Below are 14,868 nucleotides of genomic sequence, written 5' to 3'. Positions count from 1 at the left end.
TCGTCCCGGTTCCGCGCATGTCCTCCAATGCCGTCTCCCTCACCGAACTGCTGATCCGCGAGCGGCCTGCGTTGCTGCGCCGGGTGCAACGCATCCTGGGGGGCGACAACGGCGCCGAGGACGTGATCCAGGCGGTGTGGTTCAAGGCACGTGGCGTCGATGACAGCCAGGCCATCGACAACCCGCGCGCCTATCTGTACCGGCTGGCCGCCAACCTGGCCACCGACCATGGCCGCGAATCGACCCGGCGCAACCGTCTGCTGGCCGACCACTACCTTTGGGGGCCGGACGAGGTGATCTCGACTGAGGAGCAGGCGATGGCACAGGACGAGCTGCAGCGGGTGCTCGACGCGGCGGGACACCTGCCGGAGCCGACCCGCACCATCTTCCGGCTCAACCGCCTGCAGGGCCTGACCCAGGCCGAGATCGCCCGCCGTCTGGGTGTGTCGGTGACTACCGTCGAGAACCATGTGCGCACCGCGCTGCAACGCCTGGCCTGGGCGCGCAGCGGCCGATGATCGCCCCGGCTTGGGGCTGGCCCTCGCTGAAACGTCTTGATCACTGGACCGTGGATGCGGTCTAGTTCCTCCGCCCGCGCTTGAATGCGCCTGTCCGCCAGCCGATGAGCCCGCCGAACACGCTGCCCGCCGCCAATGACGATGCCCTGGCCGAACAGGCCCGGGGCTGGATCGCGTGGCTGGCCTCGGGTGACATCGGCGAGGGGCGCATGCATGAGTTCGAACGCTGGCTGGCACAGCCGGGGCACCGTCGGGCCTTCGAGCACGAGCGCGCGCTGTGGCGCAGCGTCGGACCACGCCCGCAGGCCCGGCCCGCCGAACGCCGGCGCCCGCGGCGGCTGCGCTGGGCAATGGCCGCTGCAGCTGCGCTGGCGATGCTGGTGGCATGGCCGGAGGCCTGGTTGCGGCTGCAGGCCGACCATCGCAGTACGCATGTCGTGCAGAACGTGCAACTGCCCGACGGCAGTCGCGCCGTGCTGGATGCGGACAGCGCGATCGCCGTGCGGTTTGATGCCGATGCACGCCGGATCGAGCTGCTGCGCGGGCGCGCCTGGTTCGAGGTCAGCCCGGATGCCCAGCGGCGTTTCAGCGTGCGCGCGGGCAATGGCCTGGTCGAAGACATCTCCACTGCCTTCAGCGTGGCACGCAGCGATGGCCGGGTGGAAACCCAGGTCGGGCAGGGCAGGGTGCGTGTGGCCAGCCCGGTCGACGGTGGCTGGACCTATCTGCAGGTGGGACAGCGTGTGGTCTATGGCGAACACAGCGGCGTGACGCGTCTGCAGGATGTGGTGGCCGACAGTGTCGGCGCGTGGCGGCAGGGCGAACTGCTGCTGGAGCAGGCCAGCGTCGCCGACGCCGTGCAGTGGGTCGGGCGCTACCGCGCTGGCCCGACCTTCGTGCGTGGCGATCTGTCGCAGCTGCCGGCGGTCAGTGCAGCATTGCGCATCGATCGCCCGGAACAGGCGCTGGACGCGTTGGCGGCAACAGCAGGTCTTCGGGTTACTCGTCTTCCATTCGGCGTCGCCATCGTGCAGTAGATCCACGCCATGCGTGGATGACCGTCCCTGTGCCGACCAACGGTCGGCACCCACCACTGCAAGCAGCCGACCAACGGTCGGCACCCACCGCGGCAACCAGCCGACCCACGGTCGGCACCTGCCGCGGCCGCAAATCGCTCTTGGGGTTGCCGCGCTTTCATCCGTCTTACTCCGCGAACGTACCCGCCGCCGCCAGTACGTCGCCGTGTCCGCCCGTGTTGCGGATGTCGCCGCGCCCGCGGCACCGATTACCTGACAGGTTCCCCCATGTTCGATTTCCATCGTCCGGGCCGCATGCCGCGCCCGTCCCGCCTGTGCATCGCCCTGCTGGCGGCCGGCCTGGCCAGCGCCGCGCCCTCCGTACTCGCGCAGGATGCCAGCGGTGACCACGCTGCCGTGCAGCGCTTCGATATCCCCGCGCAGCCACTGGACGAGGCGCTGCGCAGCTACATGCGCCAGTCCGGTGTGCAGGTCGTGTACCCGGCCACCCTGGCCCGGGGTGTGACCTCGCGTGCGGTCAGCGGCAGCCTGTCGGCCAGCGAGGCTTTGCAGTATCTGCTGCAGGGCAGTGGCCTGGCGGTGCGCCGGGTCAGTGCCGATGCGGTGACCCTGGAAGCGGCAGCGTCGGCGCAGGCCGACAGCGGTGTGATCGTCACCGATACGCTGAGCGTGGCCGGCGACCGTATCGACAGCGGCGCAACCAGCGACGAGGCGCGCCTGCTCGACGGCTATCGCAGCGTCGGCTCCACCACCACGCTCAACCGCACGCACCTGGAGCGATTCCGCGGTACGTCCAACGGCGACATCGTCAAGGGCGTGGCTGGCGTCACCGCCGGTGATCCGCGCGTGGGCAACGGCTTTGACGTCAACATCCGTGGCATCCAGGGCCAGGGCCGCGTGCCGGTGATCATCGACGGTGGCCAGTCCAGCATGGATACCTACCGTGGTTATGCCGGCCAGTCGCAGCGCACCTACCTCGACCCGGACCTGATCTCCAGCCTGACCATCACCAAGGGCCCGAGCCTGCAGGCCAACGCCTCCGGTGGCATCGGCGGCGTGGTCGAGATGGAGACGCTGAAGATCGGTGACGTGCTGCGCGAAGGCCGGGACTTCGGCGTGCGCGTGCGTGGCGGCCTGGCCAACAACAGCGCCAACAACCTGCCGTCCTACAGCGCCGCGCCGCGCACCGATCGCAGCGCCACCGGCAGCCAGTTCTTCAACGTCGCCGCTGCGGGACACTGGGATCGCTTCGATCTGGTCGCCGCCTACGCCTACCGCGACAATGGCAACTACTTCTCCGGCAAGCACGGCTACGACGACTTCCCGCAGACCCGGCGCACGCTGGCGCCGCTGAACCCGCCGCGTACCGAGGTCTTCAATACCTCGGCGCGCTCAAAGTCGGCGCTGCTCAAGGGCACCTGGCGCATCGACGATGCACAGACCCTGGAAGCGGGCTACCGCCGCTACGAGGGCACCGCCGGCGAGATAATGGCCTCGCAGATCATCCGTGTGGATCGTGACCGCATTCCGCAATGGGACCCGGGCCACGTCGACATGGACAGCTATACCCTGCGCTATCGCTTCAACCCGGACAGCGAGCTGGTCGACCTGCGCGTCAACGCCACGTACACCGACACCGACAGCGTGATGTACAACAGCCTGACCGGCATCACCCCCTGGTACTTCGATCGCCGCACCGAGTGGTACGACGCGCCCAGCTTCAGTGGCGACCCCGGTTACAAGGATGCCTACCGCAATCCGCTGCGGCAGAAGCGCTTCGGCCTGGATGCCAGCAATACCTCGAAGTTCGATACCCGCGCCGGTGCATTCACCCTCGACTACGGCCTGTCCTACAGCGATGAGGACATCGCACCGGGCAGCTCGGGGCCGGTCATGCACGATGACCTGATCAACAACCGCTTCCTGCGCAACGCCGAGCGCAAGGAATACAGTGCCGTGGCCTCGCTGAAGTGGCAGCCCGATGAGCATTGGGAACTGCTGGCCGGCGGCCGCTGGAACCGCGTGGATGTGCATGACCGCAACCGCCTGGCCACGCCCGATGCCTACGAGGTGCAGGGCCAGTACCGCTACACCGAGCTGCTCAATGGCAACCCGGCGCTGCCGTCGTGGCGGGCCAAGCGCATCGCGCTGCTGAACTGGTATCCGGATGCCAACGGCAACTTCACCCAGGAATCGCTGCTGGCTTCACCGTACAAGAAGGGCACGGTGGGCGACATCGGTGGCTGGAACTTCTACGACGCCGGCAAGGCGCAAGACCTGGAGGTGCCGGTCAGCTGGAGCTGGTCGCAGCCGATCCGTCGCCGCGACACCGCGTTCTCGCCGACCGCCAGCGTGGCCTACCGCTTCAGCGAAGACACCATGGTCTACGTGAAGTATGCCGAAGGCACCAAGCTGCCGAGCCTGTTCGAGACCACGCTGGGCCTGTTCACCGCCGCCAAGCCGGTGGGCGAGCTGAAGCCGGAGCGTGCGCGCAGCTGGGAGATCGGTGCCAGCACCATCCGCTATGACCTGTTCACCGCCGGCGACCGCCTGGCGCTGAAGCTGGCGTACTTCGATACCCGCATCGACGACCTGATCACGCGTGACTACCGCACGCTCTCGGCCGGCCTGATCCGCAACGTCGACCAGTTCAAGGTCTCGGGCATGGAGTTCCAGTCCAGCTATGACAGCGGCAAGGTATTTGCTGATCTGTCCGCGCACTACTACTTCAAGGCCAAGACCTGCGCACCGGACATCGCAGCCGAGCGCCGTGCCTATGGTGCACAGCGCAGGAACGATGAACTGGCCAACACGCCGAACTGTGTGGACGGCGGCTTCGAGGGCTCGTACACCAATACCCAGAACCCGCCGCGCTACATGGTCAACCTGACCCTGGGCTCGCGCCTGTTCGACGAGCGCCTGACCTTCGGTACCCGCGTGGTCCACAACGCCGGCCCGATCAGCAAGCTGGACAAGGACTGGAACGTGGGCCTGTCGGCGATCCAGCAGCTGTACCGGCCGACCACCCTGGTCGACCTGTTCGCCAGCTGGAGCTTCAACGACCAGCTGTCGGTGGAGGCGGGCGTGGACAACGTCACCGACCGCTACTACCTGGATCCGCTGGCGCTGGGCGTGATGCCGGCCCCGGGCCGTACCGCGCGGCTGGCGCTGACCTGGAAGTATTGATCGTCGGGGTCGGATCCCTTTCCTGCAGAAAGGGCTCTGACCCCAGCGGGAGACAACGGTAGCGCCGGGCCATGCCCGGCGCCTTCCTCCAGCCAATTACAGCCCGGTCGCCGCCTTCACCGCATCTTCGTGCAGCGACTCGTTCAGCTCATCCACCACCGTGGTCCATGCCGCATCGGCCTGCAGCGACTCGGACAGGAACTGGCGCTGGGCATCGTTCCAGTACGGTGCCTCGACCACTTCCACATCGGTGGCCAGCTGGTGCTCGCGGATGAAGCGGGCGATGCCCTCGGCGCTGGCATCCAGGCCCAGCTGCAGGAACAGGTTGGTCATGCGCGGTTCGGTGGTGATCATCGTCGGTTCCTGCGGGAAGAAGGGATACGCCATTATCGGTGCACATGGCCTTGGGGAAAGCCCCGTGGCGAACGTCTACAGCAGGACGACCCCCTTGGCATCCCCCATGAACGCACACATCGCCCCTGAAGACAGCCGCAGCCTGCGGCTCAAGGCCGCCACCCGCGACAGCCATGGCGCGCTGGACAAACGCATCATGGCCGGCGACATCTTCGCCGACCGCGGCAACTTCGCCCGTTTCCTGCGCGTGCAGTACCGCTTCCACCGCAGCATCGATGCGCTGTATGCCAACCCTGCGCTGGACGCACTGCTGCCCGATCTGGGCGAACGCCGCCGCCTGACCCAGGTGGCGCGCGACCTGCAGGATCTGGAGCAGACCCTGCCGGGGGCCGACATCGCGGCGTTGCCGTCCGATCTGGAGCTACCCGCCGCATTGGGGTGGCTGTATGTGGCCGAAGGATCCAACCTGGGCGGCACCGTGCTGTACAAGATGGCCACCAAGCTCGGCCTGGACCGCGATTTCGGCGCCCGTCACCTGGCCGCGCACCCGGATGGCGCGGCGCGCCACTGGCGTGAATTCACCGCTGCGCTGGATGCGGTGCCGCTGAGCGCCGAGCAGGAGCAGCAGGTGATCGATGCGGCGGACGCCGCCTTCCGCAGCGTGCACGGCCACGTCGAAGTGGAATTCGCCTGATGCACGCCTCCCGCCTATCGGCGCAACGCTGATGCGCTGGCTCTGGTTCGCGCTGGGCTGGCTGATGGTCGGCCTCGGGGTGATCGGCGCGCTGCTGCCGGTGATGCCGACCACCATCTTCCTGATCCTGGCCGTGGGCTGCTTCGCGCGCAGTTCGCCGAAGTTCGAGCAACGCCTGCTGGCGCACCCGCGCTACGGCCCGTCACTGCGGCTGTGGCGCGAGCAGGGCGCGGTGTCGCGCAAGGGCAAGGCGTTTGCCAGCGCCGGCATGGCGGTGGGCTTCGCGCTGTTCTGTTGGGGCGCACATCCGTCCTGGCGGCTGCTGCTGGGCGTGGGCCTGTTCTTCGCGGTCAGCGCCGGCTACGTGCTCAGTCGGCCCGCACCGCGGTTGGAGCCCAACCCGGTCGTGGAAGTGGACGACGCCAATGATCCGCGCACGGTACGCCGCCGTGCAGCGACCCCTGATGCTGATGGAAACCGAGACGATGCTGCCTGCTGACCTGGCCCCCGTGGCTGCCCCTGCACTGACGCCCTGGGGCATGTATCTGGCCGCCGACGTGGTGGTGAAGACAGTGATGATCGCGCTCGCGCTGGCGTCGCTGGCCACCTGGACCGTGCTGCTGGCCAAGGGCTGGGAACTGGCCCGCCAGGCACGGCAGCTGCGCGCAGCGCGTGCGCTGCTGCTGCAGGCGCCGAGCCTGCCCGGCGAGAGCGCCGACGCCAGTATGCAGCAGGGTACCGCACTCGCCATGCTGGACGCAGCGCGCACCGAACTGCGCCTGTCGCAGGAACTGGATAGCCGCGACGGCATCAAGGAGCGCGTGGCCTCGCGCCTGGACCGCATTGAACTGGAAACCGCGCGCGTGCAGCGACGCGGCATCGGCGTGCTCGCCAGCATCGGCGCGGTGGCGCCGTTCGTCGGCCTGTTCGGCACGGTGTGGGGCATCATGAACAGCTTCATCGGCATCGCGCACAGCAACACCACCAACCTGGCGGTGGTTGCGCCCGGCATCGCCGAGGCTCTGCTGGCGACCGCGCTGGGTCTGGTCGCAGCGATTCCCGCCGTGCTGGTCTACAACCACTTCAGCCGTGTACTGGCCGGCCTGCGGGGTCTGCTCGGTGATCTGTCGGCGGCCGTGCAGCAACTGGTCTCACGCGATCTCGATCGTGCCGTTCCGCGTACCGCAGCGGCGCCGCTGCGTGCGGTGCACTGAGGCGCGACGATGGCGATCAGGACCGCGTCCGACCGTGACGATGCGCCGGAAGAAGCGCATGAGATCAATGTCACGCCCTTCATCGACGTGATGCTGGTGTTGCTGATCATCTTCATGGTGGCCGCACCGCTGGCCACCGTGTCGGTGCCGGTGCAGCTGCCGGCCAGCAATGCCAGTGCCACGCCGCCGGAACAGGCACCGGTGTACGTGACCGTGCAGGCAGATCTGTCGCTGCGCGTTGGCGAACAGGCCGTAGCGCGCGACGGGCTGGCGGCTGCATTGCAGGCGGCCACTCACAGTGAGACCACGCAGCGCATCTTCCTGCGTGCCGATACCCGCGTGCCCTATGGCGAACTGATGGCCACGCTGGATGCGCTGCGAGTGGCCGGCTACCAGAAGGTGGCGCTGGTCGGCCTGGAGCAGGGCGCACGATGAGTGGACTGCGGCGCTGGGCGACCAGCCTGGCGATCGTGCTGCTGGTGCATGCGCTGTTGATCGGCGCGGCCTGCTGGTGGGCGGCTCGTGCGCCAGCGCTGACGGCTGCGGTTCCGCCTGCGGCGCTGATGCTGGAACTGGCGCCGATGGCGCAGGCACCGCCGGTGCCGCCGCGCGAGGTCGCCACCGGGCCGCTGCAGCAGCAACAGCAGCGGCAGGCGCCGAAGCCGGCCCTGCGCGAGCAACCCAAGGCGCCGGTGCAGCCGCACGGTGAGCTGCCACCGCCGCGTACACCGGAGCCGACGCCGTCGCCGCACACCGCTGACGCCAACGTCGCGCAGACCAGCGCACCGCCGCAGGTGGCGGCTGACGCGGCCACACGCTACACCGCACCGCAGACCACGGCCGGCGAACGCAGTCGTGCCGAGGCGACCTGGGAAGGACGCCTGCTCGGGCACCTGCAGAAACACCGCCGCTATCCGCGCCAGGCCGAGCGGCTGCGCCAGCAGGGTGTGGTCTACGTGCGCTTTGCGGTTGCCCGCGATGGCGCGGTCTCGGGGTTGAAACTGGGCCGCAGCAGTGGCTTCGCGCTGCTCGACCAGGAGACGCTGGACACCGTGCAGCGGGCCAGCCCGGTACCGGCGCCGCCGGCCGAAGTGGCCGGCGACCCGGTGGAAGTGATGGTGCCGGTGTCGTTCTTCCTGCGCGGGCGTTGACCTCGTAGCGTCGAGCTTGCTCGACTGCTCTTGCGGTGTGGGCCAGAAGCAGTCGAGCAAGCTCGACTCTACGGGTTTGCGCATGGTGTGGATCTACAGCAGCGGCACCAGCAGCAGCGCCACGATGTTGATGATCTTGATCAGCGGATTGATCGCCGGACCGGCGGTGTCCTTGTAGGGATCGCCGACGGTATCGCCGGTTACCGCCGCCTTGTGCGCTTCGCTGCCCTTGCCGCCGAAGTGGCCGTCCTCGATGTACTTCTTGGCGTTGTCCCAGGCACCGCCGCCGGTGGTCATCGAGATGGCCACGAACAGGCCGGTCACGATCGTGCCGATCAGCAGGCCGCCCAGTGCGCGTGGCCCCAGCAGCAGGCCGACCACCACCGGCACCGCCACCGGCAGCAGTGAGGGCACGATCATTTCGCGGATCGCCGAGCGGGTCAGCATGTCCACCGCCTTGTCGTACTGCGGCTTGCCGGTGCCCTGCATGATGCCGGGGATCTCACGGAACTGGCGGCGCACTTCCTCCACCACCGCACCGGCGGCGCGGCCAACCGCTTCCATCGCCATCGCACCGAACAGGTAGGGAATCAGGCCGCCGATCAGCAGTCCGATGATCACCGTGTGGTCGCTGAGGTCGAAGCGGAATTCCTGCCCCGGATGTGCTGCCTGCAGGTTATGGGTGTAGTCGGCGAACAGCACCAGTGCCGCCAGTGCCGCAGAGCCGATCGCATAACCCTTGGTCACTGCCTTGGTGGTGTTGCCCACCGCATCCAGCGGATCGGTGATGTCGCGGATCTCCGAGGGCAGCTCGGCCATCTCGGCGATGCCACCGGCGTTGTCGGTGATCGGTCCGTAGGCATCGAGGGCGACGATCATCCCGGCCATCGACAGCATCGCGGTGGCGGCGATGGCGATGCCGTACAGGCCAGCCAGCGCGAACGCGCCCCAGATTGCCGCACACACCGCCACCACCGGTAGCGCGGTGGACTTCATCGAAATGCCAAGGCCGGCGATGATGTTGGTGCCATGCCCAGTGGTCGAGGCCTGTGCCACGTGCTGCACCGGCTTGTACTGGGTGCCGGTGTAGTACTCGGTGATCCACACGATCAGGCCGGTCAGCACCAGCCCGATCAATGCGCAGCCATACAGCGCCATCGGCCCATGCACGTTGTCACTCATCAACCCGGTGGTGATCGGGTAGAACGCAATCGCGGCCAGCACGCCGGACACGATCACGCCCTTGTACAGCGCGCCCATGATCGAGCCGCCCGGCTTCACCTTGACGAACAGCGCGCCGATGATCGAGGCGATGATCGACACGCCGCCCAGCACCAGCGGATACAGCACCGCATTGGCGCCTGCCTCGGCCAGCATCAGGCTGCCCAGCAGCATGGTGGCGATGACGGTGACCGCATAGGTCTCGAACAGGTCGGCGGCCATGCCGGCGCAGTCACCCACGTTGTCACCCACGTTGTCGGCGATCACCGCCGGGTTGCGCGGATCGTCTTCGGGAATGCCGGCTTCGACCTTGCCGACCAGGTCGGCACCGACGTCGGCACCCTTGGTGAAGATGCCGCCGCCCAGGCGCGCGAAGATCGAGATCAGCGACGAGCCGAACGCCAGCCCGACCAGTGCATGCAGCGCCTGGTCCATCTGCAGGCCCATGCGCAGCAGCAGCGCGTAGTAGCCGGCCACGCCCAGCAGGCCGAGGCCGACCACCAGCATGCCGGTGATCGCACCGCCGCGGAAGGCGACGTCCATCGCCGCGCTGATGCCGTGGCGGGCAGCTTCGGCGGTGCGCACGTTGGCGCGTACCGACACGTTCATGCCGATGTAGCCGGCCGCGCCGGACAGCACCGCACCGATGGCGAAGCCGATCGCGGTGTACCAGCTGAGGAAGATGCCGACCAGCACGAACAGCACCACACCGGCCACGCCGATGGTCAGGTACTGGCGGTTGAGGTAGGCACGCGCACCTTCCTGGATCGCGGTGGCGATCGCGATCATGCGTTCATTGCCGGTGGGTTGGCGCAGGATCCAGCGCGCCGAGACGATTCCGAACAGGATCGCGAGAATGGCGCAGCCCAGCGCCAATGACAGCCCGTGACGTTCCAGCATTAGACCCCTCCGCAGAATGGATGTAGGCATCCAGTGGCGATGAACGGCACCACGAGGGGGACGACGGGCTGCAGCCTGGAACCAACCCGTACCGACCTTGGTGGTCGTCCGACGTATGGCGGTGTTCAGCATTCCCTGGTGCCCGCAGTATGCGTGCCGCGCACTGTAGAGTCGAGCCGTGCTCGACTGGTTTTTACGAGCCCCGCCGCATGCCGCCAGTCCATGGGCATGATTCGAAAGCCACAGGCCTTTGCACCCCGTTAAGCCAGCCTCTGCAAGCCTGCGCCCAGTCCCGTAGGAGATTCCCCATGCGCCTGTCCCTGTTGATGCTTGCCGCCCTGGTCCCGGCCGTACCGGCACTCGCCGCGGAAACCCCGGAGCTGCAGCGCGCCGTGGGTGCCCCCCAGGCCGTGGGCGCGGTGCACACCCTGCGGCAGATTCCCGAGGCCTGCGCGCGCCTGGAAGGTGCCTTCACCGGTCAGGCGGCCGAGCCGTATCGCTTCGCGCCGGTGCGGACCAGCGAGCAGTGCCAGCCGCGCGCGCGTTTCGTCGACTATGCCAAGGCGCAGCCAAGCGCCGACAAGGGCTGGAAGCTCAATGATGTGATCCGCGTACCCAATGCCGCGTGCCCGGCGCAGCAGGCGGTAGTGCGGGTGTGGCGCCTGCCGTCGAGCAACAAGGTCGAGCTGGACGGGCAGGGCCAGTCGCGCATCTATCTGGAAGAGGCCAAGAAGCAGGCCGCTGCCGGCCAGATTCCGCAGGTGACGATGTTCGCCGCGCAGCTGCAGATGGAAGGCAAGGCCTGCAATTGAAATTGCGTGGGCGATGTACCCGCGCGGTCATCCACGGGGAGTGCCGGCCGCTGGCCGGCAACCCTGCAATCATCACTCCGCCAGCGTCGCCCCGCGCGCCACCAGCAGCTCTCGCAGGGCCCTGCGATGGCAATGCGCTTCATCCTCGCAGTAGCACCCCACGCTGATGTCGCTGTGCTGTGACATCGCGGCCAGCAGGTCCAGCGCGTGGGCCGCGTCCGGCGCCTTCATCTCGGCCTTGTAGTGGCGGAAGAACGCATTCCAGTCGGCCGCGGTTTTCGCTTCGTGCGCCCGCTTTACCAGTTCCGCGCTGGGTGACAGGGTCGGGAACCAGACGTCGTACCAGTCCTGTTCCGCGAACTCACTGCGCGGCACGCCGCGTGGCGGCCGCCGCACGGTACCGATGCGCAGCCCTTCGCCGGGGTGGCGCGGCGTACCCAGTCGAACAACACGCAGTGCCATGATGACCTCCGGACGGGGCATCCATCATCCTGCGATGCACGTGCGCCAGGCGTGAACCGCTGTGGAAACGAAAAGGCCCGGGCGCCTGCGCACCCGGGCCTTTTCCCATGCTGGCAGCGATCAGTTGCCGCGGCAGTCCTTCAACCACAACACACGACCAATCTGGTCGTAGCTGTCGACCACGCCGGTCAGCGTCACCTTCTCGCGCGGGCGCAGGGCCAGCGCATACGCGGCCTGGTTGGCTGCAAACGAGCAGGAAATGGCCACGCGCTCAAAGTCGATGCTGCCATCGCTGGGCAGGTCAAAGCTGGTGTTGTAGGTGCCGCCACTGCGCAGCACGGAGGTGATGCGACCGGTGATGGCGTAGGTCTTGCCCTTGTAGCGCGGCTCGACCGCGGCCGGGTTGTCCTTGTTCTGGTTGCGCAGCTGGAAGCCGAAGCGGTCGGCGGCAATCGTTACCACCGACGCCTGCGGAGTGGCCTTGGCTGCCTGTTCGCCAGCCTTGCCCGGCTTGATCTGGTTGAGCAGCTTGCACATTTCTTCGCGCACGCCGTCGGCCGAGGCAATGGCGCCCTTGTTGACCTTCACCACCATGCCGACGGTGCCCTGGCCGCCTTCGGAGGTGGCACTGATGATCATCGGAATCGGCTTGTGGGCCATGGATTCCGGCTCTTCGATCAGCATCGAGCCGCCTTCCACGTCCTCGCTGAGGACGTCCATGTTGGCGTTCTTGGCGATCACCCGCATCTGGCCGATGGCACTGGCCACGGTCAGGTCCGGATGGGTGACCGATGAGGTGAAGGTCGTGCCGACGAAGGGATTGCCCTTCTTCTGGAAGTTGCTTTCGCAGGTTGCAGCGAAGGCCGGCGCGGCAGCACCGCACAGCAGCGCGGCGATCAGGATCGGGTGCTTCATGGTTACAGTCCTTGTGAAATGGCAGCACAGGCCCGGGCCTTGAAGGCCGGGCAGCGTCGAATCTGGCTTGCGGCGGCCCCTTTGCCCCGGGCCGGAGCCCGATTGTGGGGTGCTTCGGCGGCCGCCGCAATGTGCCCTGCGCTCCGCACAGGGCTCAGCACAGAGGGGCGTATACGACTTAATCCCCTCCGTCCCCTTTTTCGGCTCAGCCCTCGAAGGCCGGCAGCTTCTGCTTCACGGCCACGTTCTTCAGCGTCACGTACTTCGGCAGGCCGTCGGTGCCGTACGGCAGCGGGGCTTCGCCCTTGATCAGCGGCGACAGGTAGGCGCGTGCCTTGGCGGTGATGCCGAAGCCGTCGCGGCGGATGAAGCCGGCGGGCATCTTCTTTTCATGATTGGCGATCTTCGACAGCGGCGCCGCTTCGATCTTCCAGCGATAGGGCGCATCGGTGCTGCGCACGATCACCGGCATCACGCCGTTCTGTCCCTTCAGCGCCAGCTGCACGGCGGCCTTGCCGACCGCCTGCGCCTGCTCCCAGTCGGTCTTGCTGGCCAGGTGGCGGGCCGAGCGCTGCAGGTAGTCGGGCAGCGCCCAGTGCACCTTCAGGCCCAGCTGGTCCTTGACCCGGCCGGCCAGGTGCGCGGCCACGCCGCCCAGCTGCGAGTGACCGAACGAGTCCTTGCCGCCGCCCGCGTCGGCGACGAAGCGGCCATCGGCGGTGGCGATGCCTTCCGACGCCACCACCACGCAGTAGCCGACGCGCTCGACCACCGCCTTGACCTTGGCCAGGAACGCCGCTTCGTCATAGGCGCGTTCGGGCAGCAGGATGATGTGCGGCGCTTCGTCATCGCCGTTGCCGGCCAGACCGGCGGCCGCCGCCAGCCAGCCGGCGTGGCGGCCCATGGCCTCGTAGATGAAGACACGGGTGGAGGTCTCGGCCATTGCCGCCACGTCCAGCGCCGCTTCGCGCACCGAGACCGCGGTGTACTTGGCCGCCGAGCCGAAGCCGGGGCAGGTGTCGGTCACCGCCAGATCGTTGTCGATGGTCTTGGGCACGCCGATGCAGGTCAGGTCGTAGCCGGAGGCCTTGGCCAGCTGCGAGACCTTCAGCGCGGTGTCGGCCGAGTCGTTGCCGCCGTTGTAGAGGAACCAGCGCACGTCGTGCGCGCGCAGCACTTCCAGCAGGCGGTCGTAGCGGGCACGGTCGGCGTCCAGCGATTTCAGCTTGACCCGGCACGAGCCGAAGGCGCCGCCCGGGGTATGGGCCAGCGCGCGGATCGCGGCGGCACTCTCTTTGCTGGTGTCGATCAGCTCCTCGCGCAGGGCGCCGAGGATGCCGTTGCGGGCGGCCAGAACCTTGATGCCCTTGGCCCGGGCCTGCTCGATCACCGCCGCCGCCGTGGCGTTGATGACCGCGGTGACACCGCCGGACTGGGCGTAGAGGAGAGTACCGTTGCGCATGCTTCTACCTGCTCGGGGGAGGGGACATTGCAGGGACATTACCCGGATGCGGTAAAGTGGCGCTATTGCGGTGCAGCGATACCGGTCCGTCCGGGACGCGAACCTTCTTTGTTTTCAACACGTTGGAGTCAGGTCAATGCGATTGGTTCTGTTGGGACCGCCCGGTTCGGGCAAGGGGACACAGGCGACGCGCCTGAAGGAAAAGCTGGGGATCGCCCACATTTCGACCGGTGACATGCTGCGCGCGGAAATCGCCGCGGGCACGGAGCTGGGCAAGCAGGCCAAGACGGTGATGGATGCCGGCAACCTGGTGTCGGACGACATCCTGCTGGGCATGCTGGAGTCGCGCCTGACCCAGGCCGATGTCGCCAAGGGCTTCATCCTCGATGGCTACCCGCGCAATGTGGCCCAGGCCAATGCGATGGACGGCCTGCTGGCCAAGATCGGCCAGCCGCTGGATGCCGTGGTGCAGCTGGACGTGGCCACCGAGCTGCTGGTCGAGCGCATCGCCGGTCGTGCTAAGGAGCAGGGCCGCGCCGATGACACGCCGGAAGCGGTGCGCCAGCGCCTGCAGGTCTACAACGACCAGACCGCCCCGGTGGTCGACTTCTACGCCGGTCGTGGCACCCTGGCCCGCGTCGACGGCGTCGGTGAGCTGGATGAGATCGAAGCCCGCATCCTGGCGGCGATCAAGGGTTGATCCTGCAGGGCCGGTGCACTGCCGGTCCTTCGGGCGCAAAAAGCACAGGCCTGGTCCGCGAGGACCAGGCCTGTGTCGTTTGATAGGCGCCAGCAGAGGGCTTGCTCAGGGCCCCGCAGCATGAGCTCCCTTGGGGATGGCCTCTTGGGGAGTAGGACCGGTTCGGGTACTGCGGCTGGCAGTTCGAATTGTGTCCGGGTTCACAGAACATCGCTATCGGGATTTCCCTGACAGATGATTGG

Annotated in this window: 15 protein-coding genes; 10 read left to right on the top strand and 5 right to left on the bottom strand. The window is 67.6% G+C overall.

The features are described from left to right. Positions 1-17 precede the first annotated feature (17 nt). The 3 genes from ACZK3W_RS18190 (at position 18) to ACZK3W_RS18180 (ending at position 4,741) form a co-directional block, all read left to right on the top strand. Complete coding sequence (locus tag ACZK3W_RS18190; protein ID WP_293795553.1) at positions 18-518, top strand: RNA polymerase sigma factor; 501 nt, start codon at positions 18-20, stop codon at positions 516-518. Between the two features lie 104 nt (positions 519-622). After that, positions 623-1,555, top strand: a complete 933-nt coding sequence (locus tag ACZK3W_RS18185) for a FecR family protein (RefSeq protein ID WP_293795551.1) — start codon at positions 623-625, stop codon at positions 1,553-1,555. A 267-nt stretch (positions 1,556-1,822) separates the two neighbouring features. Next, on the top strand, positions 1,823-4,741 hold the full coding sequence (locus ACZK3W_RS18180) for a TonB-dependent receptor (RefSeq protein WP_478450150.1): 2,919 nt from the start codon (positions 1,823-1,825) through the stop codon (positions 4,739-4,741). A 96-nt stretch (positions 4,742-4,837) separates the two neighbouring features. Here the strand turns inward: ACZK3W_RS18180 and ACZK3W_RS18175 are convergent, their stop codons facing one another. Then, on the bottom strand, positions 4,838-5,095 hold the full coding sequence (locus tag ACZK3W_RS18175; protein ID WP_006390068.1) for a DUF2789 domain-containing protein: 258 nt from the start codon (positions 5,093-5,095) through the stop codon (positions 4,838-4,840). Positions 5,096-5,201: 106 nt separating this feature from the next. Between ACZK3W_RS18175 and ACZK3W_RS18170 the strand changes: the two genes are divergently transcribed. From ACZK3W_RS18170 to ACZK3W_RS18150, 5 genes are read left to right on the top strand one after another with little or no spacing between them, the layout of a single operon-like run. Then, complete coding sequence (locus ACZK3W_RS18170) at positions 5,202-5,789, top strand: biliverdin-producing heme oxygenase (protein WP_125894992.1); 588 nt, start codon at positions 5,202-5,204, stop codon at positions 5,787-5,789. Between the two features lie 31 nt (positions 5,790-5,820). Next, positions 5,821-6,288, top strand: coding sequence for a YbaN family protein (locus tag ACZK3W_RS18165; protein WP_125894989.1), 468 nt, complete (start codon positions 5,821-5,823; stop codon positions 6,286-6,288). Next, complete coding sequence (exbB, locus tag ACZK3W_RS18160; protein WP_107431601.1) at positions 6,275-7,003, top strand: tonB-system energizer ExbB; 729 nt, start codon at positions 6,275-6,277, stop codon at positions 7,001-7,003. The genes ACZK3W_RS18165 and exbB overlap by 14 nt, the downstream gene beginning before the upstream one ends. 9 nt (positions 7,004-7,012) lie before the next feature. Then, positions 7,013-7,438, top strand: coding sequence for a TonB system transport protein ExbD (gene exbD / locus ACZK3W_RS18155; protein ID WP_478450149.1), 426 nt, complete (start codon positions 7,013-7,015; stop codon positions 7,436-7,438). Next, positions 7,435-8,154, top strand: a complete 720-nt coding sequence (locus ACZK3W_RS18150; protein ID WP_125894985.1) for an energy transducer TonB — start codon at positions 7,435-7,437, stop codon at positions 8,152-8,154. Before exbD ends, ACZK3W_RS18150 begins: the two co-directional genes overlap by 4 nt. Positions 8,155-8,247: 93 nt before the next feature. On the opposite strand, the gene ACZK3W_RS18145 is transcribed toward ACZK3W_RS18150, so the two are convergent. Further along, positions 8,248-10,275, bottom strand: coding sequence for a sodium-translocating pyrophosphatase (locus tag ACZK3W_RS18145; protein WP_125894983.1), 2,028 nt, complete (start codon positions 10,273-10,275; stop codon positions 8,248-8,250). 308 nt (positions 10,276-10,583) lie between these two features. Between ACZK3W_RS18145 and ACZK3W_RS18140 the strand changes: the two genes are divergently transcribed. Beyond that, the gene (locus tag ACZK3W_RS18140) at positions 10,584-11,087 is read left to right on the top strand and encodes a hypothetical protein (protein ID WP_032128388.1); all 504 of its coding nucleotides are present in this window, start codon (positions 10,584-10,586) and stop codon (positions 11,085-11,087) included. A 72-nt stretch (positions 11,088-11,159) separates the two neighbouring features. On the opposite strand, the gene ACZK3W_RS18135 is transcribed toward ACZK3W_RS18140, so the two are convergent. From ACZK3W_RS18135 to ACZK3W_RS18125, 3 genes are all read right to left on the bottom strand, one after another. Further along, positions 11,160-11,549: a DUF488 domain-containing protein gene (locus ACZK3W_RS18135; RefSeq protein WP_032128407.1), complete on the bottom strand. Its 390-nt coding sequence runs from the start codon at positions 11,547-11,549 to the stop codon at positions 11,160-11,162. Positions 11,550-11,669: 120 nt separating this feature from the next. Further along, on the bottom strand, positions 11,670-12,464 hold the full coding sequence (locus ACZK3W_RS18130) for a hypothetical protein (RefSeq protein WP_049400701.1): 795 nt from the start codon (positions 12,462-12,464) through the stop codon (positions 11,670-11,672). Positions 12,465-12,669: 205 nt separating this feature from the next. Continuing rightward, the gene (locus tag ACZK3W_RS18125; protein WP_125894981.1) at positions 12,670-13,926 is read right to left on the bottom strand and encodes a 6-phosphofructokinase; all 1,257 of its coding nucleotides are present in this window, start codon (positions 13,924-13,926) and stop codon (positions 12,670-12,672) included. 136 nt (positions 13,927-14,062) lie between these two features. Between ACZK3W_RS18125 and ACZK3W_RS18120 the strand changes: the two genes are divergently transcribed. Further along, positions 14,063-14,626 carry an adenylate kinase gene (locus tag ACZK3W_RS18120; protein WP_032128385.1) on the top strand — a complete coding sequence of 188 codons (564 nt, stop codon included), beginning with the start codon at positions 14,063-14,065 and terminating at the stop codon, positions 14,624-14,626. Positions 14,627-14,868: the final 242 nt, after the last annotated feature.

This window comes from Stenotrophomonas sp. 80084_Sma (assembly GCF_056481995.1).
This window is presented reverse-complemented; position numbering and strand designations above follow the sequence as displayed.